Raw genomic sequence first — 21,527 nt, forward strand, 5'->3', positions numbered from 1 at the left:
ATGCTTTTACACACCTTATTATCGCCCTATCGCCGAGACCTCTGTTACATAATTGTAACATATTTTTATTACAAATGAAAAAAGTTGACGAAATTTTTCGCCAACTTTATATATAACTTATTTAATATTATTCAACGTTTGCCAATTCATACATTGCTTGACCAAAGATAGCCATTGCTCGTGTCAAATCAGCAACTGGATAGAATTCATCCGCTTGATGCATCGTATCTGGCACACCCTCAAACATTGCACCGAAGGCAACACCACGCTTTAGCAAACGACCAAATGTACCACCACCGATAACTTGCTCGCCAGCTGGCAAACCAGTATGCTCACGGTAAACTTGTAATAACGTTTGAACAAGTGGATCATCACCAGATACATAATGAGGAACTTGCGCATGTCCTTCTTGCTTAGCTACAGCATCAAAGCCATCAGGTAATGACTCTGCAACATGCTTTTCAATTTCTTCCGCCGTTGTATTCTGTGGATAACGGAAATTCGTGTTAACAAAGCCATCTTGACCGTCAGTAAAGCGTTGGATTCCCACATTCATAGACAAATCGTGCATCAATTCGTCATGTGTCTTAGCACCAATCTTTTCTGCAACAGTATCATCATGTAGCTTAGTTCCTAAGAACGTCAAGAAGCCTTGTGCATTACCACCAAAGTCTTGAGATTGTAGGAAATTGGCCAAATAAGTTCCGGCATTTTCCCCAGTCTCAGGCATAGCACCATGCACTTGCTTACCGTAGAATGTGAAATCTACTTGATTACCTGCGACCGTTGCTTCTCCCTTAACACGGGTTTCAGCAACTAAGTAATCTTTCATAGCACCAACTAATGCATCTGTATCCGTTGTTTCAACTGATGCCTTTGCAACACCTGGCACCATGTTAGGACGTTGACCAGCAGTAAATGAAATCAGCTTCAATGAACCACCTTGCGTTCCCGCAAAACGAGTAACAATTGAAACATTTCCTTTTTCACCATTGATAATTGGGAATTCTGCATCTGGTGAGAAGCCCATAGTTGGTTCACCATATTCAGCAAAGAATTCATCCATTCCAGTCCAATCAGATTCCTCATCGATACCAACAACCAGAACTAATTTACGCTTTAGCTCTACGCCTAGTTCCTTAATCATTTTAAGTGCGTAGTAAGCTGCGAATGTTGGCCCTTTATCATCAGAAGCACCACGAGCATATAAACGCCCATCTTCAATAACTGGTGTCCAAGGATCCTTTGTCCAACCATCACCTTCGGGCATAACGTCCAAATGACCAATAATAGCTACTGTTTCTTCTGCGTCCTCAGGTCCTAATTCAGCATAAGCCACTAAATTCTTATAGTTACCGACACGAAAGCCATCACGCTTAGCAAATTCTTCAAACTTCAACAACGCTTCTTTAGGACCAGGTCCTAAAGGTGCATCTGCTGTTGCCGCCTCATCATCACGGACAGATTTGATTGCTAACATTTCTTTCAAATCTTTTAGTAAGTCATCTTCATATTTCAATGCTTCAGCACGCCATTGTCTTGCCATTTTTTAATTCCTCCACGATTAACATTGTTCTCAATTATACACTTCTTTATGAAAATGCACACCGACCCAGTATGCTTTATAAATTAGATTGAATACGTGCCATATAGTTTGGTAAAGCATCTGCTATAAAAGATGGCTTCACAACATAACTATGACTGGCCATTTCTTGCGCAATCATCGAATGGGCATAGACTGCTGCCTCTACTGCCTTTAAATGATTATTTTTGAACTGACCAACAAAGCCACCAATCGTACCTGCTAATACATCTCCCATACCACCGGTTGCTTGATAGGCACCACCAATCATCAACTGACGGAGTTCATTTTGCGCATAAATTAAAGTATGATGCTGTTTCAGCACTAAAACATCTAAATTCAAAATTTGGCGTTGGACTTCATTTAACTGGTGCTCCGTTTGATAATTCAACTGAATACCACTCAAACGCGCCCACTCCATTTGATGAGGTGTTGCAATTGTATAAGGTTTACGTGGAAACATTAAATGATTTTCAGCCATAATGGTTAATGCTGAACCATCAACCACTAAAATTTGGTCTTGCGTACCCGTCGCAAACACGCGTTTAACCAAATCAACCGCTTGTTGGTCCGTCCCTAATCCTGGACCAATGACAATCACATCACTTTTTTTTATATTTTCGACCACCTGGTCACTATCTTGCCAATCGATAAACATTGCTTCTGGTGTACGTGCATGCAAAGCCGTCAAATTTGCCCGATCTGTTGCAACTGTTGTTAGTCCGGCACCAGCACCAATGCTTGCCTGACTAGCCATCAAAATAGCGCCACCAAATTGCACACTTCCCCCAATCAGTAGCACACGACCGTAGTCCCCTTTATGGCTTTGATCAGGTCGCCTTAAAATAACTTCATGTAAAATATCTGATTTTAATTCACTAACCATAGTGATTCTCCAGTTTTTCTTAAAATAATGCTTATACCCTGCCATGTCATGGTATAAAAACTTGTTTATTATTCTATTTCATATTACTATTCTAACATCTATTGCACAAATACTTGAAAGACATGAAAATAGAGTGAGAATAAAATTTGGAGGCTAACTATGCTTAACATCGCCTATGTTGGATTTGGAAAAAGCACTAATCGTTACCATATACCTTATGTCCGTCAACGACCTGATAAATTTCATATTGGTCGTGTCGTTGCGCCCCATATTAATAAACGTCCCAATGATCGACTTGCCCTTGAAAAAACTGGCACCGTTTTTTCAACAGATATACAGGATATCATTGCTGATAAGACAGTAGATTTAGTCATTGTTGTTACCCCAGCGCCAACTCATTTTACGGTCGTTCGACAGTTATTAATGGCTGGCAAAAATGTCTTGGTTGATAAACCAGTCGTTGCAACGGCACAAGAAGCAACAGAACTGATTGCGCTTGCAAATAAAAATGGGTTATTTTTTATGCCCTTCCAAAATCGACGCTTTGATAGTGACTTCTTAACCTTGAAGCATGTCCTAAATACGGGTTATGTCGGTCGTCCTATTGAACTTGAATTACACATGGATCATTATCGACCAAACGATGCCAAATTAACTGGTAGCGCAATGGAAACAACCTGGTTTGATCACGGTGCCCACTTAGTTGATCAAATTGTCTCTTTATTTGGTGCACCACAGGCCGTAGCTTATGATTTAAGAGCAACACGTGATTTATCAGCAACTCTATCCGACCAATTTGAGGCTAATTTATTTTATGATGATGCTTTTAAGGCAACCATTCAGTCAAGCGAAACAACTGTTACTCACTATCCAAAGTGGATTCTTCATGGTACCAAGGGTTCATATGTCAAGCACAACATTGACCAACAAGAATACGACTTAAAAGCTGGTATCATGCCAGGAGACGTTGGCTTTGGTCAAGATGCACCCCAGGACTATGGCAAGGTTACCTACTACAATCAAAACAATGATCGTTTAGAAAAGTTTGTGCCATCAATTTTGGGTGACTACGGTTCAGTCTATGATTCTGTTTTTGAAACAATCGTTAATAAAAGGCCAAAATTAGTGTCTGATGAACAACTATTAACAACCATGCAGATCCTAGAGGCTGGCATAGCTGACGTTAATCCACATATCGTTAATTTTAATCATTAATTATGGCACTAAATATTTGTAACCGCTTTCAAGTCGTGTTATTATAATGGTGTACCAAAGGAAAGGTAGGTAGATGATTTGAAAAATGATTTCTTTTCAACCTCAAACATCGCTTTAGCTACTGAAATCCATATGGGCGTGTCACAGTAATGATGCAAGATACTACTAGTATCAAATTTTAAATGATAAACATTAAGTCATGAATTGACAATCTTGCAGTCATTAGCATCGGTTTCTTCAATAACGAACGATATCTCTTCATCGGGTGAAAACATGTTTGTTGATTTGAAGGCTGCTCCCGACACGGTTCGCTTTTTAAACGGATAAATGTGGATGAGTAGTAGTTGCGAGCAAGATGTATTTGGTGGTTTCGGTAGTACTAGCGACAGTCGCTTAAATCTGCAGATTAAGCCTCTAGATATTACCATTACAATTGAATATAGGGTAGCAAATTCAAGTGCTCTCCTTGTTGTATCCTATGGGTATAGCAGAAGTAACCGCGGGTCAACGTACCGGCGGTTTTTTAGTTCAGAGCTGATGAACTACCGTTTTGGAGTCCAAAATAAGTGATCAATTTGGCACGCTGCCGAAGCGACTGCGTAGGCGTGTGACATATTGATTGCTTATTTTTGACGGACTGGTAGCTCATCGCGTTTATACAGAGCGTGACAACAAGCACCTAGCGTTCCGGTATAAGTTCTGTTTTGTGCCCTGGCGCTGTAAGCGGCCGGGTCAAAATTGGGCTTATATGAGGAATGCTGCTTGTTGGAGCGCGTTTATGCAGAGCTGATGAGCTACCGTTTTGGAAGTGAATATAAGGCATGAACGCAATATAAAAAAGCCGAAGATTTCCAATATAAATCAGAAAACCTCGACTTCATCTTTAATTATTCATTCGATACTCTTGCAAGAGCCCTTCGCGAACACCCGACGATGAAAAAATAACTTTATTTGAGCCTGTACGTTTAATTAACTCTACCAATGGTAATAAGCCACTAATCATAATGTCTGCACGATTAGCTTCTAGTCCTAATAATGCTTCTCGTTCTGCTCTAGTCATCTTTACTAGTTTTTCATAAGTCGTAAGTACTGCTGCCGTCGTCATTTCATACCCATGAAAATCTGAGTCAGCAGCTAACCCATGTTGGACACGGTCTAATCTAGCCAATGACCGATTAGCACCACCTAACAAAATAACTGGTAAAGTTACCGTATCATCCAACCAAGGTAATTTAAAGTATTGATCGTTTACATACTTCGTTGCTTTAGCAATCGCATCAGGTGAGACCACACCATCAACGTTCAACTTGAACTTCTCAGACAAATTGACTGCACCAAATGGTAGACTCATCATGTTTGTAGCCATGCGTTCTTCAATGCCAACTAATTCAACACTCGCCCCACCGGTATCCAGTAACCAAGCATCAGAAATATCCAAAGCTGATGCTGCTCCTAAATAATCATAATAAGCCTCTTGATCACCCGTCAACACGCGAATTTCGACACCGACTGCCCGAAAAACCTTGTCTAAGAATTCAGCTTGATTTTCTGCTTCACGAACAGCAGCGGTTGCAATACCAACTACTGTCACATCATCAAACATCATATAATCTTGCTGAAATTCTAACAGCGCATCAACAACACGGGTCATCGCCGCATCTGTCAACTCACCATCATTATCATCCATGCCTTCAGCCAAACGTGTATCTAATTTGCGCCGGCGTAATTCAACAAAATTTCCATCCTCTTGTAGTTCCTCAACCACCATGCGGGTTGAGTTGGAACCCAAGTCAATGACTGCCAAATAACTCATTTAATGCTCCTTCAAGGTATCAATTAATCATTAACCCCAGTAATCAACTCCCATTGCATGGCGAACCTCTGCCATAGTCTGTTGACCAACAATACGGGCTTTTTCAGATCCCGTCTTCACAATATCCAAAACAGCTGATTTATCTGCTGCAAATTGTGCACGACGTTCCCGAATTGGTGCTAACTCTTGGTTCAATACTTCAAACAAATATTTTTTAATCTTCATATCACCTAATCCACCAGCTTCATATTGTGCCTTCAGATCAGCGACATACGCCTTATCTTCGTCAAAAATATCAAGATAAGTAAATACCATATTTCCTTCAACATGGCCTGGATCTGCCAAACGTATATGAGTTGGATCGGTATACATTGACTTTACTTTAGCCCAAAGTGTATCTTCATCATCACTTAAATAAATAGCGTTTCCCAAAGACTTTGACATTTTCGCATTACCATCTAGACCTGGGATACGCCCCTGTCCTTCTGGTGGAAAAATACCTTCTGGTTCTACCAAAATGTCGGTATTATAATATCGGTTAAATGTGCGAACTAACTCACGTGTCTGTTCCAGCATTGGCTTTTGATCATCCCCAACTGGCACGACTTGTCCCTTAAATAAGGCAATATCAGCGGCTTGTGAAACTGGATAAATAAAGAAGCCAGTAGGAATACTTTCCCCAAATCCTTTTTGCTGAATCTCCGCCTTAACAGTCGGATTACGTTGTACACGTGCTACTGACACCAAATTTAAAAAGTATTCGGTTAATTCAGATAACTCTGGTACAGCAGATTGCACAAAAATTGTTGTCTTCGCTGGATCAATTCCAACTGCTAAATAGTCCAAAACAACTTCCAAAAGAGAGTTTTGAATTTTTTCAGGATTTCGTGCATTATCGGTAAATGCTTGTTTATCAGCTACCATTATGTAAGGATCATATTGGCCAGAGTTTTGCATGTCAACACGGTTTTTCAATGAACCAACATAATGCCCAATATGTAGTTTACCGGTTGGGCGATCACCAGTTAACAAAACTTTCTTTTCAGTCATATTTTTCTTCTTTCTATTGTGACCATATCACAAAATCAAATTCGTCAAAATCAATTGTAAAAGTTTTTTGGGACGATAACAAGCGCTTAGTAAGTTATTATACAATTGTTTATTTTTCAAGGGTGTCGTTCACCCGAGTAATTAACCCCGAAACACGTCCAACGCTGACTAAACTAAGGGCGTGCATCGCGCGTGATGCTAGTGTATATAACAATCCTGTCGCTTGATCATCTGGATAATTTTCCTGTGACACGTCATAACCAATAACAGCGTCAAACTCCAAACCTTTGGCCAAATAAATCGGCATAACTAAGACATTAGCCATCCGCGACCGATCCGTTGCATGTAGCAATTGTACTGTTTCTGGATAATTGCGTAAAGCATCAACTACTTTTATAGATTGTGTCGCTGTTTTAGTTAATATGGCAACCGTTTGGAATTTTTGCCGTAATCGAGTCACTTCATTTGTCAAAACCGTACTAACATCATTGGTTGTTGTTTGAATTAGGTTTGGTTTCTCACCATGTCTTGTAAAAGTCATAATGTCCTCACCATCTGGCAGTAACGCCTTAGCAAAATTCATAATTTCTTGCGTCGAGCGATACGCCTTATTCAGTTTGATCAAGGTTGGACGCTTGGCAACAAATGCTTGTGCATATTTATTGAGTAACGCTTGTGGCGTCTCAACAGCACGAAACAAAGCCTGTTCAGAATCACCTAATACCGTAAATTTTGCCCGTGGAAAAGCATGTTTTAGATACAATAATTGCGATAATGCATAATCCTGCATTTCATCCACAAATACATACGACATTGCCTGATTTGTGCCACCACCGGTCAAGGCGTCCCGCAAAAATAGCAATGGTGCGGCATCCTCTAAATCAATGCGATGGTATTCTAACTGTCTTGCAAATCGATCTCGTTTTATTTCCCACCAATCACGATGATCAATATCCTGCTCACCCATATATGTCAAAAATGCCACATATTGTTCATAGATATCCAGAAAGAAACTGTTATATAAGGCATCATCAATAACCTGCCAATGTTTTGTTAAATAACGTTTAGCCACCAATGAAATAACATCATCAACGTTTTCTGCGGCCATCGTTTCCTCAATATCTTCATCACCAAGCAATTCTTGGTACTCTTGATCTGTCAAATTATCTAATTCTTCAAGTACCCAGTCCGCATCTTGCAGACGATCAATTCGGTCAGTCAAAACTTGTAGGAAATGTTTTTGTACCATGTCAACACGTTCACGCATTGAATAATTTACAGATAAAGTTGCCATATAATTAGCCAATTCTTCCGCACTAAAGAAAACTTTATCCTCGTAGTAAATATCAACAAAATGCAGCTCATCCGTTCGAATTTGGTCAACATAATTTTGGATAAATTTTACAATATCGGCACTTTCAAGTACCTCGCGAATATTTTGACTAGCCTGTCCAATCATCTGCTGTTCTTGCTCATAACGATCAAATAATGTCTGTACAGTTAATCCCTGCAACCGAGCACTAAAAAACTCAGCTAATGTTACCTGACGCATATTGCGTTCACCCAATGAAGGTAAAACATCTGCAATATAACTAGAAAAAAGGCGATTTGGTGAGAAAAGCACAATTTGATCAGAGTTAAGTGCTTCACGTGCATGAAAAAGCAAAAAGGCAATTCTTTGTAAAATTGCTGACGTTTTACCGGAACCAGCAACACCTTGTACGACTAACAAATCACTTGTTGTGTCACGAATAATTTGATTTTGTTCCTTTTGGATAGTTGCGACGATATTACGCATAACTTCATCATTTTGTTGCCCCAAGGCAAATTGCAACATTTCATCGCCAACAGTTTCATTCGTATCAAACATATTCGTAATCTTAGCATCACTGATAACAAATTGCCTTTTCTTTTTTAAATCAACAATTTGTTCGCCATTTGGTGTCGGATAACTAACTTTTCCCAGCGTACCATTATAATAAACACCACTAATTGGTGCCCGCCAATCATAAATTAAAAAATCTCCCTGATCATCTTGCAGCGATGCTAATCCAATATAGAGCGTTTCTGGCAAATTATCTTCGACAATATCTACGCGTCCAAAATATGGATTTGGTCGTAACATTGTTAATGTATCGACTGTCTTCGCCATAATATTCTCGGTTTCCGTAACACGAGCCACAATGTTTCGCTGTTGCTGAATCTCAGCATTTGTCTCCATTGCATCATCAATTTCAACGGTATTAATAGACGTATTGGCAATATAGTTACTTTCAACAGCTCGAGTTTCAGAGTGGGCCTTTGCATATGCTTCCCTTGCTTCTAACAATTGTTGATCTATTTTTTGTACGACTGTATCTAATCTTTCTTGTTCAGCAGCTTGTTCTTGATGCATGTTCTCCCCTCCCTTTTAACAAATTTTACTCATAAAAACAGGCGGCTAAAACCATTAAGTTTTATCCACCCACAAATTATTTATACTAAGCCAAGGCTGATAAATAGTGCTTGATCTATTTTAACAACTAATTCTGCTGGCACTGTCCCAATTTTATCCTGTAGACGACGTTTATCCAGCGTTCTAATCTGTTCCAACAAAATAACCGAATCTTTACCAATTCCTGTATCCACAGATTCAGCTGGTAAACCAACGTGCGTTGGCAACTTGGGTTTTGCTATTTTAGCAGTAATTGGCGCCACAATCACAGTCGGTGAGTGTTGATTGCCAACATTATTTTGCACAATAACAACTGGACGTTGACCACCTTGTTCCGATCCAACCACGGGTGATAAATCAGCAAAAAAAATATCACCACGTTTAATATCCTTTTTAATAGCCATATATCTCTCTTTACTTTACTAATTTTCGTGGCAAGCGTGTTGATAAGCTTGTCGCAATTTCATAAGGAATCGTATTTAAACGCTCAGCTAAATCTACCAATGTAATTTCTTCGTCACCAGCCTTACCAATCAAGGTAATAACTGTACCGATTGGCATTTCTTCTGGTAAGCGTACCATTAATTGATCCATCGCGATACGTCCAATTATTTCAACATGACGACCATCCGGTAGCAAGCCATACATGCCCTGTAATTGGCGTGCATAGCCATCTGCATAACCAAGCGGCAGTGTACCAATCCACTCTGGTTGCTTAGTTTGATACGTTGCACCATAGGAAATAGACGCACCAGCTTCTGCTTGCTTTACATGAACAAGTTCCGCTTTCAACGTCAATGCTGGTGTCAACTGACTTGCCAACATTTCCTTACCAGAAGGATTAAAGCCATACATCGCAGCACCAACCCGGATCGCATCTCGGCTTGGTTGCTCATGCCATAATGCTGTCGCTGAATTTGCTAAATGATACCAGATATGCTGAGGCAATGGCAAATCATCAACAAGCTCATGCCAAGTCTGAACTTGTTTTTGATAATATGCTTCATCTTTTTCATCAGCTGTAGCAAAGTGCATGCCAATTCCTTTAAGAATTAATTGATCAGTCTGATTAATTTTTTCAACAACTCGTTGTAATTCGTCATGGTGACGAATACCGATTCTTCCCATACCAGTATCAACACCAATAGAAATAACTAATGATGCTTGAGATGATAATTTATTAACTGCAGCGTTTAGCCATGCTTCACTCGTTACCACTGGTATTAACTGATATTTCACCAGATCATCAACATACGTAACAGGTGTTACACCTAATATAAAAATTGGTTCCAATATGCCATATTGGCGTAACCAAATTCCCTCATCAATGGTTGCCACGCCAAACCCATCAACATTGGCATGTTTAGCAGCCGTTAAAACTTGTGCCATGCCATGGCCATAGGCATTTGCTTTAACAATTGCAATGAAATGGTGTGCACCTGTTAATTCACGAATCACAGCAATATTTTTTTGGATCGCATTTTCTGAAATTTCGATCCAAGCAGGTCGTCTGGTACTAATAATCGCCTGACTAGCGATATCCTGTTGATTGCTTATCTTAGTTGAGGATGCGGACATTTCCTCTAAAATAACAGAACTATGAACAGTATCACCTGTATGTGATATAGAAATATGTACAGTAACTTTGTCCTGCTTAGGATGCTTGACCATTATTGGTTGACCAGAGTCATTAGGTAAAATCTCAATATCTTGCCAATGTGCTTGTGAACCAATACCTGTCCCGATTGCTTTACTATAGGCTTCTTTTATTGAGAACCTGCCTGCTAAAAATTCTTGGCGATGCTTGCCTTTTCTTGCATCATAAACCGCACGTTCTGCTGGCGTCAGAATAACATCTACAAAGCCAGGACGCCGTTCAGCAACCGCACTAACCTGACTAATAATCTGCGCATCAATTCCATGTCCAACAATCATGTACATACCTCCCAAAATATTATATTCATTATACCCTCTATAACCCATCAATGTTTGACTATTTTTTTATTTAATAAATACAAAAACGAGATGACGCTATAAATCACCTAATATACCAAAAGAGGCATCAATCTTCCAACTTCAATTGGTAGATTGATGCCTCTTAGAGATGTTACACAAGACTGATGCCTTTATGAAACAACAATGGCACGATTATTCATTTCGGACTAATAAGCCGTTAATACCTAATTAATCGTTATTTTTAATCACAAAATTACGTGATTGACGACGTGGTGCACCTGAATGTCCACGTTGTGAACGATCACCTGATCCAGTACGTGAACCACGATCGTATGAACGTCGCTCGCGTTGACCACGGTTACCACGATAACCACCATTACGTGAACCATCACGACGGCCACGGTAACCACCACCACGACGTGAGCCACCGAAATTACCATGCTTGTGTGGTAATGGACGTTCATGTGATAACTTAAATTCAGCATCCATCTGCTCAACGTTAGCAACAGCACCTAATAAGGCAGCTGCTAATGCCTTTGCATCATATTGTTCAACCAATTGGTCAACTTGCTCTGAATTAGCAACACCAGCAGTGGCCTTAACAATATCTGAAATTGAATCAGTTGCAACACTCATACGACCAGCCAAAGCTTCTTCACGAGTGTAAGGCTTCAATGGTTGCATGCGCTTCTTAGTTAGTTTCTCAATATCCTTTAAGTAATCCATCTCTGAATTACTTACAAAGGTTACAGAATTACCGTGTGCACCGGCACGTCCAGTACGGCCAATACGGTGAACATAAGATTCTGAATCTTGTGGGATATCAAAGTTGTAAACGTATGTGACCCCTGAGATATCTAGTCCACGAGCCGCAACATCAGTCGCAACCAAAATCTTAATTTCACGATTCTTAAACTGCTTCAATACTTGAGTACGTTTCTGTTGTGTCAAATCACCGTGAATACCAGCGGCCTTGAAACCACGCAATGTTAATCCACGAGTCAATTCATCAACACGACGCTTTGTACGACCGAACATGATTGCTAATTCTGGTTGTTGAACATCCAAAATACGTGTTAGGACATCAAATTTTTCAAAATCACGTACACGAACGTAATATTGATCAACCAAGTCAGTTGTTAATTCCTTAGCTGCAATTTGGATGTGCTCAGGATTTGTCATAAATTGCACACCAATTCGCTTAATTGCTGGTGGCATTGTTGCTGAAAATAGCAACGTTTGACGTTCATCAGGCACAGCCTTCAAAATTGACTCAATATCTTCTAAGAATCCCATGTTCAACATTTCATCAGCTTCGTCCAAAACCAATGTCTTAACATGTGATAAATTGATTGTGCCACGACGAATGTGGTCAATCAAACGGCCAGGTGTTCCAACAACAATATGAGCACCGTGGTTTAATCCGTTAATTTGACGACGAATATCTGCACCACCAAAAACGGCTTGTACACGAACATGCTTATCACGTCCTAATTTAAATAATTCGTCTTGTGTTTGAATGGCTAATTCACGGGTTGGTGAAACAACCAATGCTTGCACATCCTTATTTTCATTGTCAATCATTTCTAAGATTGGCAATCCAAACGCTGCTGTTTTTCCAGTTCCTGTTTGTGCTTGACCAATAACGTCTTTACCAGCCATAGTCAAAGGAATTGTCTTTTCCTGGATTGGCGTTGCTTCTACATAGCCATGCTTTTCGATGGCCGTTAACAGGTCTTGCGTAAGACCTAACTCTGAAAACTTCAAAATTTTTCCTCCGGTAACGATTGCTGCAACAATCGTTCTTCAATATCGCGAACTTATCAACATAATAACAAACTAGACACAATCCGGCGTCCATACTGCGTTTATCATTAGTAATCGTCCTTTATTTTCGTAACTTATCTAGTTTATCCTGATAATAAGTAATTAGCAACCATTAAGGCTGGCTTTTTTCAAGTATTTGCAAAAAAAATGCAAAAAATAAAATGTGTGCGCTTTCATCAGACTACCGTCCAAATTTTGCACAACATCTTATTTTTCACATTCTAAATTTGTCTATTCTTCTTCAATCTGAATGTCAGCATTTAGCATCGTTAATTTATGAACAATATGGTCATAACCACGTAAAACATGTTCAGCATTAATAACTTCAGTTATACCATCCGCCATCAATCCAGTTGCAACCAATGAGGCCCCTGCGCGTATCTCAGCAGCAGACACTCGTGCCCCGTGGAAATTGCTTGATTGTGTCACGTTAATTTGTCCATAGACATCATTCGATATGTCAACACCAAGCTTCTGAAGCTCTGGTATATGACGCGTCCGTTCAGGATAAATCGTCTCTTGGATGACACTCGTACCACTAGCCAAAGTCAAAAGCGGCGTAACTGGTTGCTGCAAATCAGTTGCAAAGCCAGGGAATGGCGCCGTCTTAATATGAATTGGCTGCAAATTAACTGACTTTGGTACATAAATACTATCTTCACGTACCTCTAAATCAACACCCATTTCTAATAATTTGGCTGTAAATGATTCTAAATGTTCTGGAATCACATTTTTAACCAGCACACCATCTCCCTGTGCAGCTGCCAAGGCAAGATATGTACCAGCTTCAATACGATCTGGAATAATCGTATGCGTATTTTTAGATTCTAACTTTTTTACACCAGTAATACGAATAACATCAGTTCCAGCACCACGAATTTGGGCACCCATATTATTCAAAAAGGTTGCTAAATCAATAATTTCTGGCTCACGAGCGGCATTCTCCAGAACTGTTGTTCCTTCAGCATGAACAGCTGCCATAATAATATTCATTGTGGCTCCCACCGAAACAACATCCAAGAAAATACGAGCTGCTTTTAACCCATTTTCTGCATTAATATATACGGTGTAATTTTCTTCATGAACAGTGGCTCCCAAAGCCTCAAAACCTTTGATATGTTGGTCAATTGGGCGCGGTCCAATATTATCACCACCTGGGAATGTCACGGTTGCTCGTCCAAAGCGACCTAATAAAGATCCCATAAAATAATAAGAGGCTCTTAATGACTTAATTGCTGTTGATGGTAGCTCAGATTCAACGATGTTGGTTGGGTCAATCATCAATTCGCCACCTCTAAATGTGGAGGTGACATTCATCGAATTCAAAATCGCCTGCAAATTATAAACATCTAAGATATCGGGTACACTATCAAATTTCACGGGTGTTTCAGCTAAAATTGCTGCAGGAATTAGCGCAACAGTAGAATTTTTTGCGCCACCAATGGTTACTTCACCACTGAGCCGTCGTCCACCATGGATTACCAACTTCTTCATTTTATCAATCCTTTTAGAGTTACTACTCTATCATCCTTCATTAAGGTCCATTCATTCAAAATTTTTCATTGTTATTAATCATTCGACTATCGCCAAACAATAATGGTCAGATACCATTGCTAACAATATACTTAAATAAGTTTACAGTAGTTACAATTAAATTACAAGAAGATGTCGTTTATTTATCTTTTTACAAAAAGTAAACACAAAAAAGTAATAAAATATTCAAAAATAACTACATAAACTATTATAACAACTGAATACTATAATAACCTAAAAAAATGACTGATAATTAAATTTATCAATCATTTTTTACGTGTCCAAAAAGATTGAATCCTTATTTAACGCCTGAATTCAAAATTTATTTTACCCAACACTTTTTTAAATTATTTTTCTTTATGTGCCAAAGCAGCTTTAACAAATCCAGCATACAATGGTTCTGGACGATTTGGTCGTGACGTTAACTCTGGATGATATTGCGCTGCCACAAAGAAATCGTTAGTAGGTATTTCAACAATTTCCATCAAACTTTGATCTGGTGAAGTACCCGCAAAGACCATACCAGCATCTTCAAATTCTTGACGGTATGTCGTATTAAATTCGTAACGGTGACGGTGACGACCTTGAATTTCTGATTGACCACCATACAACTTTTGCGTCAAGCTGCCTGCCTTCAATGAAGCTGGATACAATCCCAAACGCATGGTACCACCACGGTTTGTAATTTCCTTCTGATCATTCATTAAGGCAATAACTGGTGTATCTGTATTTTCGTCCAACTCAATAGAGTTAGCATTAGCATGTCCTAAGACGTGACGTGCGAATTCTACTGTCGCTAATTGCATACCCAAGCAAACTCCAAGGAATGGTAAGTTGTTTTCTCGGGCATACTGAATGGCAGCAATTTTTCCTTCGGTTCCTCGTGAACCAAATCCACCAGGAACAATGACACCGTCAGCATCAGCAAGAATTTCTGCAACATTTTCTGCCGTTACTTTTTCAGAATTTACTGCATTGATATCAACGTCAGTATCTACTGCATAGCCACCTGCACGCAAGGCTTCATTCACTGAAATATAAGCATCTTGTAGGTCAGCATACTTACCAATAAGCGTAATCTTGATTTTCTTCTTAAGATTACGAATCTTATCAATCATGGCACGCCATTCCGTTAGATCCGCAGCTGGTGCAGAAAGTCCCAAACGCTTCAAGATCACATCATCCATCCCCTGCTTTTGCATGTTCAAGACAACTTCATACAAAATATCAACGTCTAATGATTCGATAACCGCTTCAGGGGCCACATCAGTAAATAATGCTAGCTTATCACGCATACTTTGCGTAATATGTTGCTCGGTACGAACAACTAACATGTCAGGTTGAATTCCTAATGAACGTAATTCAGCAACTGAATGTTGCGTAGGCTTTGTCTTCATCTCACCTGCAGCACGCAAATATGGAATCAATGACGTATGAATGTAAGCCACATTTTCAGGACCTACTTCCCGCTTCATTTGACGTAAGGCTTCAATGAAAGGCAATGACTCAATGTCACCAACCGTTCCACCAACTTCGGTAATAACAATGTCTGCATTCTTCGTTTCAGCTGCACGCATCATTTTTTCTTTCAGTGCATTCGTAATATGTGGAATAACTTGAACTGTTGCCCCATCATAATCACCACGACGTTCCTTTGCAAGAACTTCTGAATACACACGTCCAGATGTAACGTTTGAATATTTATTTAGGTCAATATCAATGAATCGTTCATAATGTCCCAAATCTAAATCTGTTTCCAAACCATCCTCAGTAACAAACGTTTCACCGTGTTGGTATGGTGACATTGTCCCTGGATCAATGTTGATGTAGGGATCAAATTTTTGTACCGCAATTTTGAAACCACGATTCTTTAATAACCGTCCTAGTGAAGCTGCAACGATACCTTTTCCTAATGATGAAACCACACCACCAGTAACAAAGATGTATTTAGCCGTCATATAAATATATCCTCCGAGTTCTGTGCCAATGCCAATAAAAAATAAAAAACTCCCAATGCTTATAGTAGCGTTGGGAGCATTAATCAACTTTGATTACGCCTTGTAATTTAATACAAGAGCCCGGAATTTAATAATACATGAAATTCCCATATTTGTCAATTAATTAATTGATGCTTAATGTTCGATATCACCAGAACCGTAGTCATCATCTACGTCAGTCTTGATGCCACTAATCTCGTCACCAAGACCACCAGAAACCTCATCATGATCAAAATCATCATCAGCACTCGTATCGTCGTCGTCATCATCGTCATCGATATCATCAGCACTGTCATCATCATCGGTATCTTCAACATCAAAGTCATCATCTTCAGGATCATCATCGTTGTAGTCAATGACATCATCATCGTCATCAACATCAGCCAAGAATGCGTTGATCTTCTTACGCTTCTTCTTCTTAGGCTTACCTTCAACTTCTTCTTCCAGATCCATATGAACAGCTTCATCAATTGAGTCAATTGGGTACCACGAACGCAGTCCCCACATTGTATCACCCAATGAAATGAATGAACCGTCAATATTCAAATCAGTATAAAATTGTGATAAGCGCGTACGAATTTCTTCATCCGACTTACCGGTGAATGCTTGCACTTCATTCAACAAGTCATTAAATCCCATGGTTTCATGACGGTCAGACAAAATTGCACGAGCAACTTCAATCATTGAAAGCTCATCCTTATTTTGGCCGTCAAATTGTGTTAATGCCAAATCACTGCACGTCCTTTCGCGGTCTTACTCAATGTCTAATATTACAATATTTCTGTCATTTCGGCAAATACTTTTCATTTTAATTTTCTAATTCTGGCACAGATTGATTCAAAACCCATTTTTCAACGGCTAATCCAACCCCATCTTCATTTTGTGAAGTTGTCATCACATCCGCCGTTGCCTTTACCTCAGGTACAGCATTAGCCATTGCTACGCCAATCCCTGACGCTGCAATCATTGTTAAATCATTATGTTGATCACCTAACGCCATCGTCTCACTCATGTCAATGCCTAATTTATCAGCCAATAGCTGCAAACCATTTCCCTTAGTAGATTGCTTATGCATCACTTCTAAGAAATTAGGCGTTGACTTTACGATATAATACTCATCTTTCAGCTCTTGTGGCATATGCTCAGCAAGTTCATCAATTTTTTCAGCTTCGTCAATGAACATAAATTTAACGTAATGTTCATCTGTCGTCATATCTGATACCGGTTGAAATTTCAACGGCATCCTCACCATATTATTTTCACCATTAGCAAATCGATTTACCATTGTGTTTGCTGTAATAGCATATGATAGTGACTCCACCTGAATGTAAGAATTATATTTTTCAGCAATTGCTTTAAACTTTTTATAGTCTGCTAAAGACAGTTCATGACCACCCAACTGTTCACCTGCCGTTGTTTGTACAACACTACCGTTATACGTGATCGCAAATTGGTCGGACTGATTTGCTAAATGTAGCTGCGTTAAATAGTCTTGCACACCTGATAGTGGGCGGCCTGTCGCTAAGACAACTTTAACGCCCTGGTTTGTAGCTGTCTGCAGCGCTTGTTTAACACGCGGTGTAATCTGCTTCTCAGAGTTAACGAGCGTATCATCAATATCAATTGTAATTAATTTAATTCCCATTATTTAAAACTACTCCTATTTCGATCCGGCATCTACCGGATCAACTAACGTTTCATTATGCACATAACGTTGAAAATCACTATATATTGGCGCCATAATATCATCGACCGCATGCTGTACTAACATTTCTCGTGGGAAGAAGAACCGTGCGTTACCAAAAATTCGCCCGGTCATTGCTTCAACCAAAGGACTTTGGGTTGATAGTTCTTTTAGCGAACCATCTAATTGCATCAGTTCGATTTGCGTTCGGGGTTTCTTATCTCTAGGATTATAGGCATCATATGGTAGGTCAAAGCTATCATTCTCAGCTGTATAATACCTGGTATCGAATCCTGCCGAATCAATCAACTGCTTTATCGTTGGCAATAATTTTTTCGTCTCATCCGTAATAACAATTGATTTTAATGGCTTACGATCAATAAACCGCGTTGCTAAATCAGACAAAATAGCATCCTCAGCATAGCGCCAAGCGCTGATATTCGCTAACATCAATGAATCATCTAACATCACGTACTGCTGTAAAGTTAAATTACCCGCAAATAATGGCTGTAAGGTCGGCGAAATAAATGCTGTACTGACACGTGAATCTTTTTGACCTTCATCATAAACAACTTTTGCCCGTTCTAACAAATGTTGTAATAGCACTTCAAACGACCTTGATACAGGATGAAAATAAACTTGTACATACATTTGATAACGCGAAACAACATAGTCTTCAATTGCGTAAGATCCTTTTTCATCAAAGGCAATGCCACCAGCATATGGTCGCATGACATGAATAATCCTTGAAAGATCGAATTGTCCATACGTTGCACCCGAATAATAAGCATCACGTAATAAATAATCCATCCGATCTGCATCAATTTGACTAGAAATCAATTGAACAACCTGTGGATTAGGGTAGGTTTTTGCAATCACGCTGGCAACCTTTTCAGGAAAATCTGGAGCTACTTTTACCAGCACCTGATGTATTTCAGTACTAGGCGATAAAATAATTGCTTGTGTATAGGCCTCATGATCCGTATTAAAAATGTGTTCAAATGTATGCGAATATGGTCCATGACCAACATCATGCAATAACGCTGCACAGAGTAATACAAGCCGTTCGCTAACATCCCATAAGCCATCCCCTGGCTCACGCGAAGGATAAAATCGTTCTAAATGCTCAGCGCATTGACGAGCTATTTCATAAACGCCAAGCGAGTGTGAAAAGCGTGAATGCTCCGCCCCATGAAAGACTGCACTCGCCACACCTAGTTGTTTTATTCGGCGCAGACGTTGAAATTCAGACGTCCCAATTAATTCAAGAATTACCTGATCTTTTACCCGAATCGTATTCAGGACAGGATCCCTAAAAACTTTTTCTGAACCTGTTTTAATAAATTGCGTCATGATTTCCTTTCTAATTCTGACGAATAATACATATTTTTACTACATTATACCCTATTGAACCCTGTATAATGGACTGAAACAATCATATTCTAAGGAGTTTTATATGCAACCTATAAGAAAAACATGGTCAACAACCATCTCCCTATCAACACAAATTAAACAAGATGACCAAACTGAAGCATTCGACTTTAAAGAGTTAGGTACATTGACACTAACACCCAATGCAGTGTACCTACGCTACACGGAACATCAATATGAGGTTGCCACGCCAGTTACTTTTAAAATATCACAAATTGACGATATATTACTACATCGTCACAACGATTTCACCGATGTTCAGTTACATTTTTCACCAGATCAAGAATTCCAGTCACATTACATCACCTCACAGGGAAACATTCCTATCACTGTAAGAACTAATCAACTAACCAATGAAATCACCAATGACCATCCTTATGGTAAATTAGCTGTTGCGTACACACTATTAAATAATCATGAACCAATCGGTAATTATCAACTCACACTAACTATTCCACAATAAAAAGCAAAAGTCGTTTACAAAAGAATTGACAGTAAGTCAAATCATCTTTTGTAAACGACTTTTTAGATAAAAAAAAGACCATCGTGCAAGAGGGGGAACGCAGCGATGGTCCGCCGCCGGCTACTATCGCAACCAGCGAAGGGGGGATACATAGTTTGGGGAACTATGTAATTTTTCATATACTTTGGGGAGTAATGAATTCCACTAACAAAAGCGGATATATATAATATAAGCGATGATAATTTCAAAAAGGTTACTAAAATATTTCTTTTTGTTTACAAAAAATAAGAGGTTAGAACATTTTCTTTTGTTCCAACCTCTACCGACCTGAAGTCGTATTAATTATAAACTCATTATCTTTATAGCATAAACGCGCTTCAGGATTTCGTCTCGTTCTCGTAAACTTATTGCGCACTACTTAACGAACTGGTCGACTTATTTAACTTGACTGTTACAGTTTTTTCTTTGCCTTTGTGATAGTAAGTTAACTGTACAGAATCGCCAATTTTATGTTTATATAGTGCATCACGTAGATCACCTGAGTTTGATACCCTCTTACCATCAATTTTGGTAATCACGTCATACTGAGTCAATCCAGCATTAGCTGCTGGCGAGTTATCCTCAGTATCAACAACTACGACACCTCCTGATACACTAGATGGTAAGTGCAAAACATTACTTTGGTCACTTGTAGAAACATTACTCAAATCGACCATTGAAACACCTAATGCAGGACGCTCGATCTTTCCGTTCTTCTCAAGTTCGTTAATAATACTTACAACTGTATTTGAAGGGATAGCAAAACCCATACCTTCAACAGAGGTACCATCTTCAGAAGATGCTAATTTCATTGAGTTGATTCCCACTACCTGTCCAGCTAAATTAACCAATGGGCCACCCGAATTACCAGGATTTATCGCTGCATCAGTCTGTAGAACAGTGGCCTTTCCCAAAGAGTTGCCGCTTTCATCGGTCGCATCAACTTGTCGCTTTGTAGCAGAAATGATTCCCTCCGTTACTGACGTTGCATAGTCAGATCCTAAAGGTGATCCAATCGCTAATACTGATTGGCCAGCTTCTGTCTTAGAAGAGTCCGCAAAATCAGCAACTTCATTAATTTTACTTGATGACACTTTCAAGACAGCCAAATCAGTTTGTTCATCAGTTCCTACTAGTTTCGCTGTTAATTTTGTTCCGTCGCTCAACAAAACTTGAATGGCATTTGAATCCGCAACAACATGATTATTAGTCACAATATAGGCCGTATCATTGTCTTTTTTATAAATGACACCCGAACCTTCTGATGCCGTTTGAAGATCTGATGAATCACTACTTGAAGAGCTGTCTGTTGTGCTACCATAAATCCCCGACTGTAAAGATTGTTGTTTTTGCAAATTAATAACCGAAACAACCGCCCCTGAAACCTTCTTAAAGGCTTTTGTTGCACTGGAAGTTCCCTTAACATTATTATTTTTTACTTTAACCGCTGTTGTTTTACTAGTAGTCACAGATGACTGATCATCCTGTGAAAAATATGTCACACCACCAGCAGCAACACCCCCACCGATTAGTCCAGCGACAACACCAATTACCACAATTTTTGATTCAGATGATAATTTCATATTTATGCCCCGTATCTTATGTTTTCGTGTTCTA

At 39.3% G+C, this 21,527-nt stretch carries 16 protein-coding genes; 2 read left to right on the top strand and 14 right to left on the bottom strand.

All coding sequences use genetic code 11. The features are described 5' to 3' along the window. Window positions 1-127: 127 nt before the first annotated feature. Window positions 128-1,546, bottom strand: coding sequence for a dipeptidase PepV (gene pepV, locus HMPREF0877_RS07385; RefSeq protein ID WP_002828698.1), 1,419 nt, complete (start codon window positions 1,544-1,546; stop codon window positions 128-130). Between the two features lie 76 nt (window positions 1,547-1,622). Next, window positions 1,623-2,468, bottom strand: a complete 846-nt coding sequence (locus HMPREF0877_RS07390; protein WP_040760977.1) for an NAD(P)H-hydrate dehydratase — start codon at window positions 2,466-2,468, stop codon at window positions 1,623-1,625. A 159-nt stretch (window positions 2,469-2,627) separates the two neighbouring features. On the opposite strand from HMPREF0877_RS07390, the gene HMPREF0877_RS07395 reads away from it, so the two are divergent. Beyond that, the gene (locus HMPREF0877_RS07395) at window positions 2,628-3,683 is read left to right on the top strand and encodes a Gfo/Idh/MocA family oxidoreductase (protein ID WP_002828700.1); all 1,056 of its coding nucleotides are present in this window, start codon (window positions 2,628-2,630) and stop codon (window positions 3,681-3,683) included. A gap of 883 nt (window positions 3,684-4,566) precedes the next feature. Here the strand turns inward: HMPREF0877_RS07395 and HMPREF0877_RS07400 are convergent. The 11 genes from HMPREF0877_RS07400 to HMPREF0877_RS07450 form a co-directional block, all read right to left on the bottom strand. Continuing rightward, window positions 4,567-5,496: a Ppx/GppA phosphatase family protein gene (locus HMPREF0877_RS07400; protein WP_002828701.1), complete on the bottom strand. Its 930-nt coding sequence runs from the start codon at window positions 5,494-5,496 to the stop codon at window positions 4,567-4,569. Between the two features lie 30 nt (window positions 5,497-5,526). Continuing rightward, window positions 5,527-6,546 (bottom strand): tryptophan--tRNA ligase, encoded by a 1,020-nt coding sequence (gene trpS, locus HMPREF0877_RS07405; protein WP_002828703.1) that lies wholly within the window; start codon window positions 6,544-6,546, stop codon window positions 5,527-5,529. Window positions 6,547-6,655: 109 nt separating this feature from the next. After that, a complete protein-coding gene (gene helD / locus HMPREF0877_RS07410) occupies window positions 6,656-8,941 on the bottom strand; it encodes an RNA polymerase recycling motor HelD (RefSeq protein ID WP_002828704.1) in 2,286 nt (761 codons plus the stop codon). A gap of 80 nt (window positions 8,942-9,021) precedes the next feature. Further along, complete coding sequence (locus HMPREF0877_RS07415; protein ID WP_002828705.1) at window positions 9,022-9,384, bottom strand: type II toxin-antitoxin system PemK/MazF family toxin; 363 nt, start codon at window positions 9,382-9,384, stop codon at window positions 9,022-9,024. A gap of 10 nt (window positions 9,385-9,394) precedes the next feature. Continuing rightward, complete coding sequence (gene alr, locus HMPREF0877_RS07420) at window positions 9,395-10,915, bottom strand: alanine racemase (RefSeq protein ID WP_040760980.1); 1,521 nt, start codon at window positions 10,913-10,915, stop codon at window positions 9,395-9,397. A 249-nt stretch (window positions 10,916-11,164) separates the two neighbouring features. Next, the gene (gene cshA / locus HMPREF0877_RS07425) at window positions 11,165-12,703 is read right to left on the bottom strand and encodes a degradosome RNA helicase CshA (protein ID WP_002828707.1); all 1,539 of its coding nucleotides are present in this window, start codon (window positions 12,701-12,703) and stop codon (window positions 11,165-11,167) included. A 291-nt stretch (window positions 12,704-12,994) separates the two neighbouring features. Then, entirely contained in the window at window positions 12,995-14,257 is a 1,263-nt protein-coding gene (locus HMPREF0877_RS07430; protein WP_002828708.1) for a UDP-N-acetylglucosamine 1-carboxyvinyltransferase, read from the bottom strand. Between the two features lie 386 nt (window positions 14,258-14,643). After that, on the bottom strand, window positions 14,644-16,254 hold the full coding sequence (locus tag HMPREF0877_RS07435; protein WP_040760983.1) for a CTP synthase: 1,611 nt from the start codon (window positions 16,252-16,254) through the stop codon (window positions 14,644-14,646). A 174-nt stretch (window positions 16,255-16,428) separates the two neighbouring features. Further along, window positions 16,429-17,022 carry a DNA-directed RNA polymerase subunit delta gene (rpoE, locus tag HMPREF0877_RS07440; protein ID WP_002828710.1) on the bottom strand — a complete coding sequence of 198 codons (594 nt, stop codon included), beginning with the start codon at window positions 17,020-17,022 and terminating at the stop codon, window positions 16,429-16,431. Between the two features lie 79 nt (window positions 17,023-17,101). Beyond that, a complete protein-coding gene (yidA, locus tag HMPREF0877_RS07445) occupies window positions 17,102-17,938 on the bottom strand; it encodes a sugar-phosphatase (protein ID WP_002828711.1) in 837 nt (278 codons plus the stop codon). A 15-nt stretch (window positions 17,939-17,953) separates the two neighbouring features. Further along, window positions 17,954-19,330 carry an HD domain-containing protein gene (locus HMPREF0877_RS07450; RefSeq protein ID WP_002828713.1) on the bottom strand — a complete coding sequence of 459 codons (1,377 nt, stop codon included), beginning with the start codon at window positions 19,328-19,330 and terminating at the stop codon, window positions 17,954-17,956. 103 nt (window positions 19,331-19,433) lie between these two features. Here HMPREF0877_RS07450 and HMPREF0877_RS07455 point away from each other — a divergent pair, with 103 nt between their 5' ends. Continuing rightward, window positions 19,434-19,871, top strand: a complete 438-nt coding sequence (locus HMPREF0877_RS07455; protein WP_002828714.1) for a YwiB family protein — start codon at window positions 19,434-19,436, stop codon at window positions 19,869-19,871. A 404-nt stretch (window positions 19,872-20,275) separates the two neighbouring features. On the opposite strand, the gene HMPREF0877_RS07460 is transcribed toward HMPREF0877_RS07455, so the two are convergent. Then, a complete protein-coding gene (locus HMPREF0877_RS07460; RefSeq protein ID WP_002828715.1) occupies window positions 20,276-21,493 on the bottom strand; it encodes a S1C family serine protease in 1,218 nt (405 codons plus the stop codon). Window positions 21,494-21,527 lie beyond the last annotated feature (34 nt).

The sequence above is a fragment of the Weissella paramesenteroides ATCC 33313 genome, assembly GCF_000160575.1.
GTDB classification, from domain to species: Bacteria; Bacillota; Bacilli; order Lactobacillales; family Lactobacillaceae; genus Weissella; species Weissella paramesenteroides.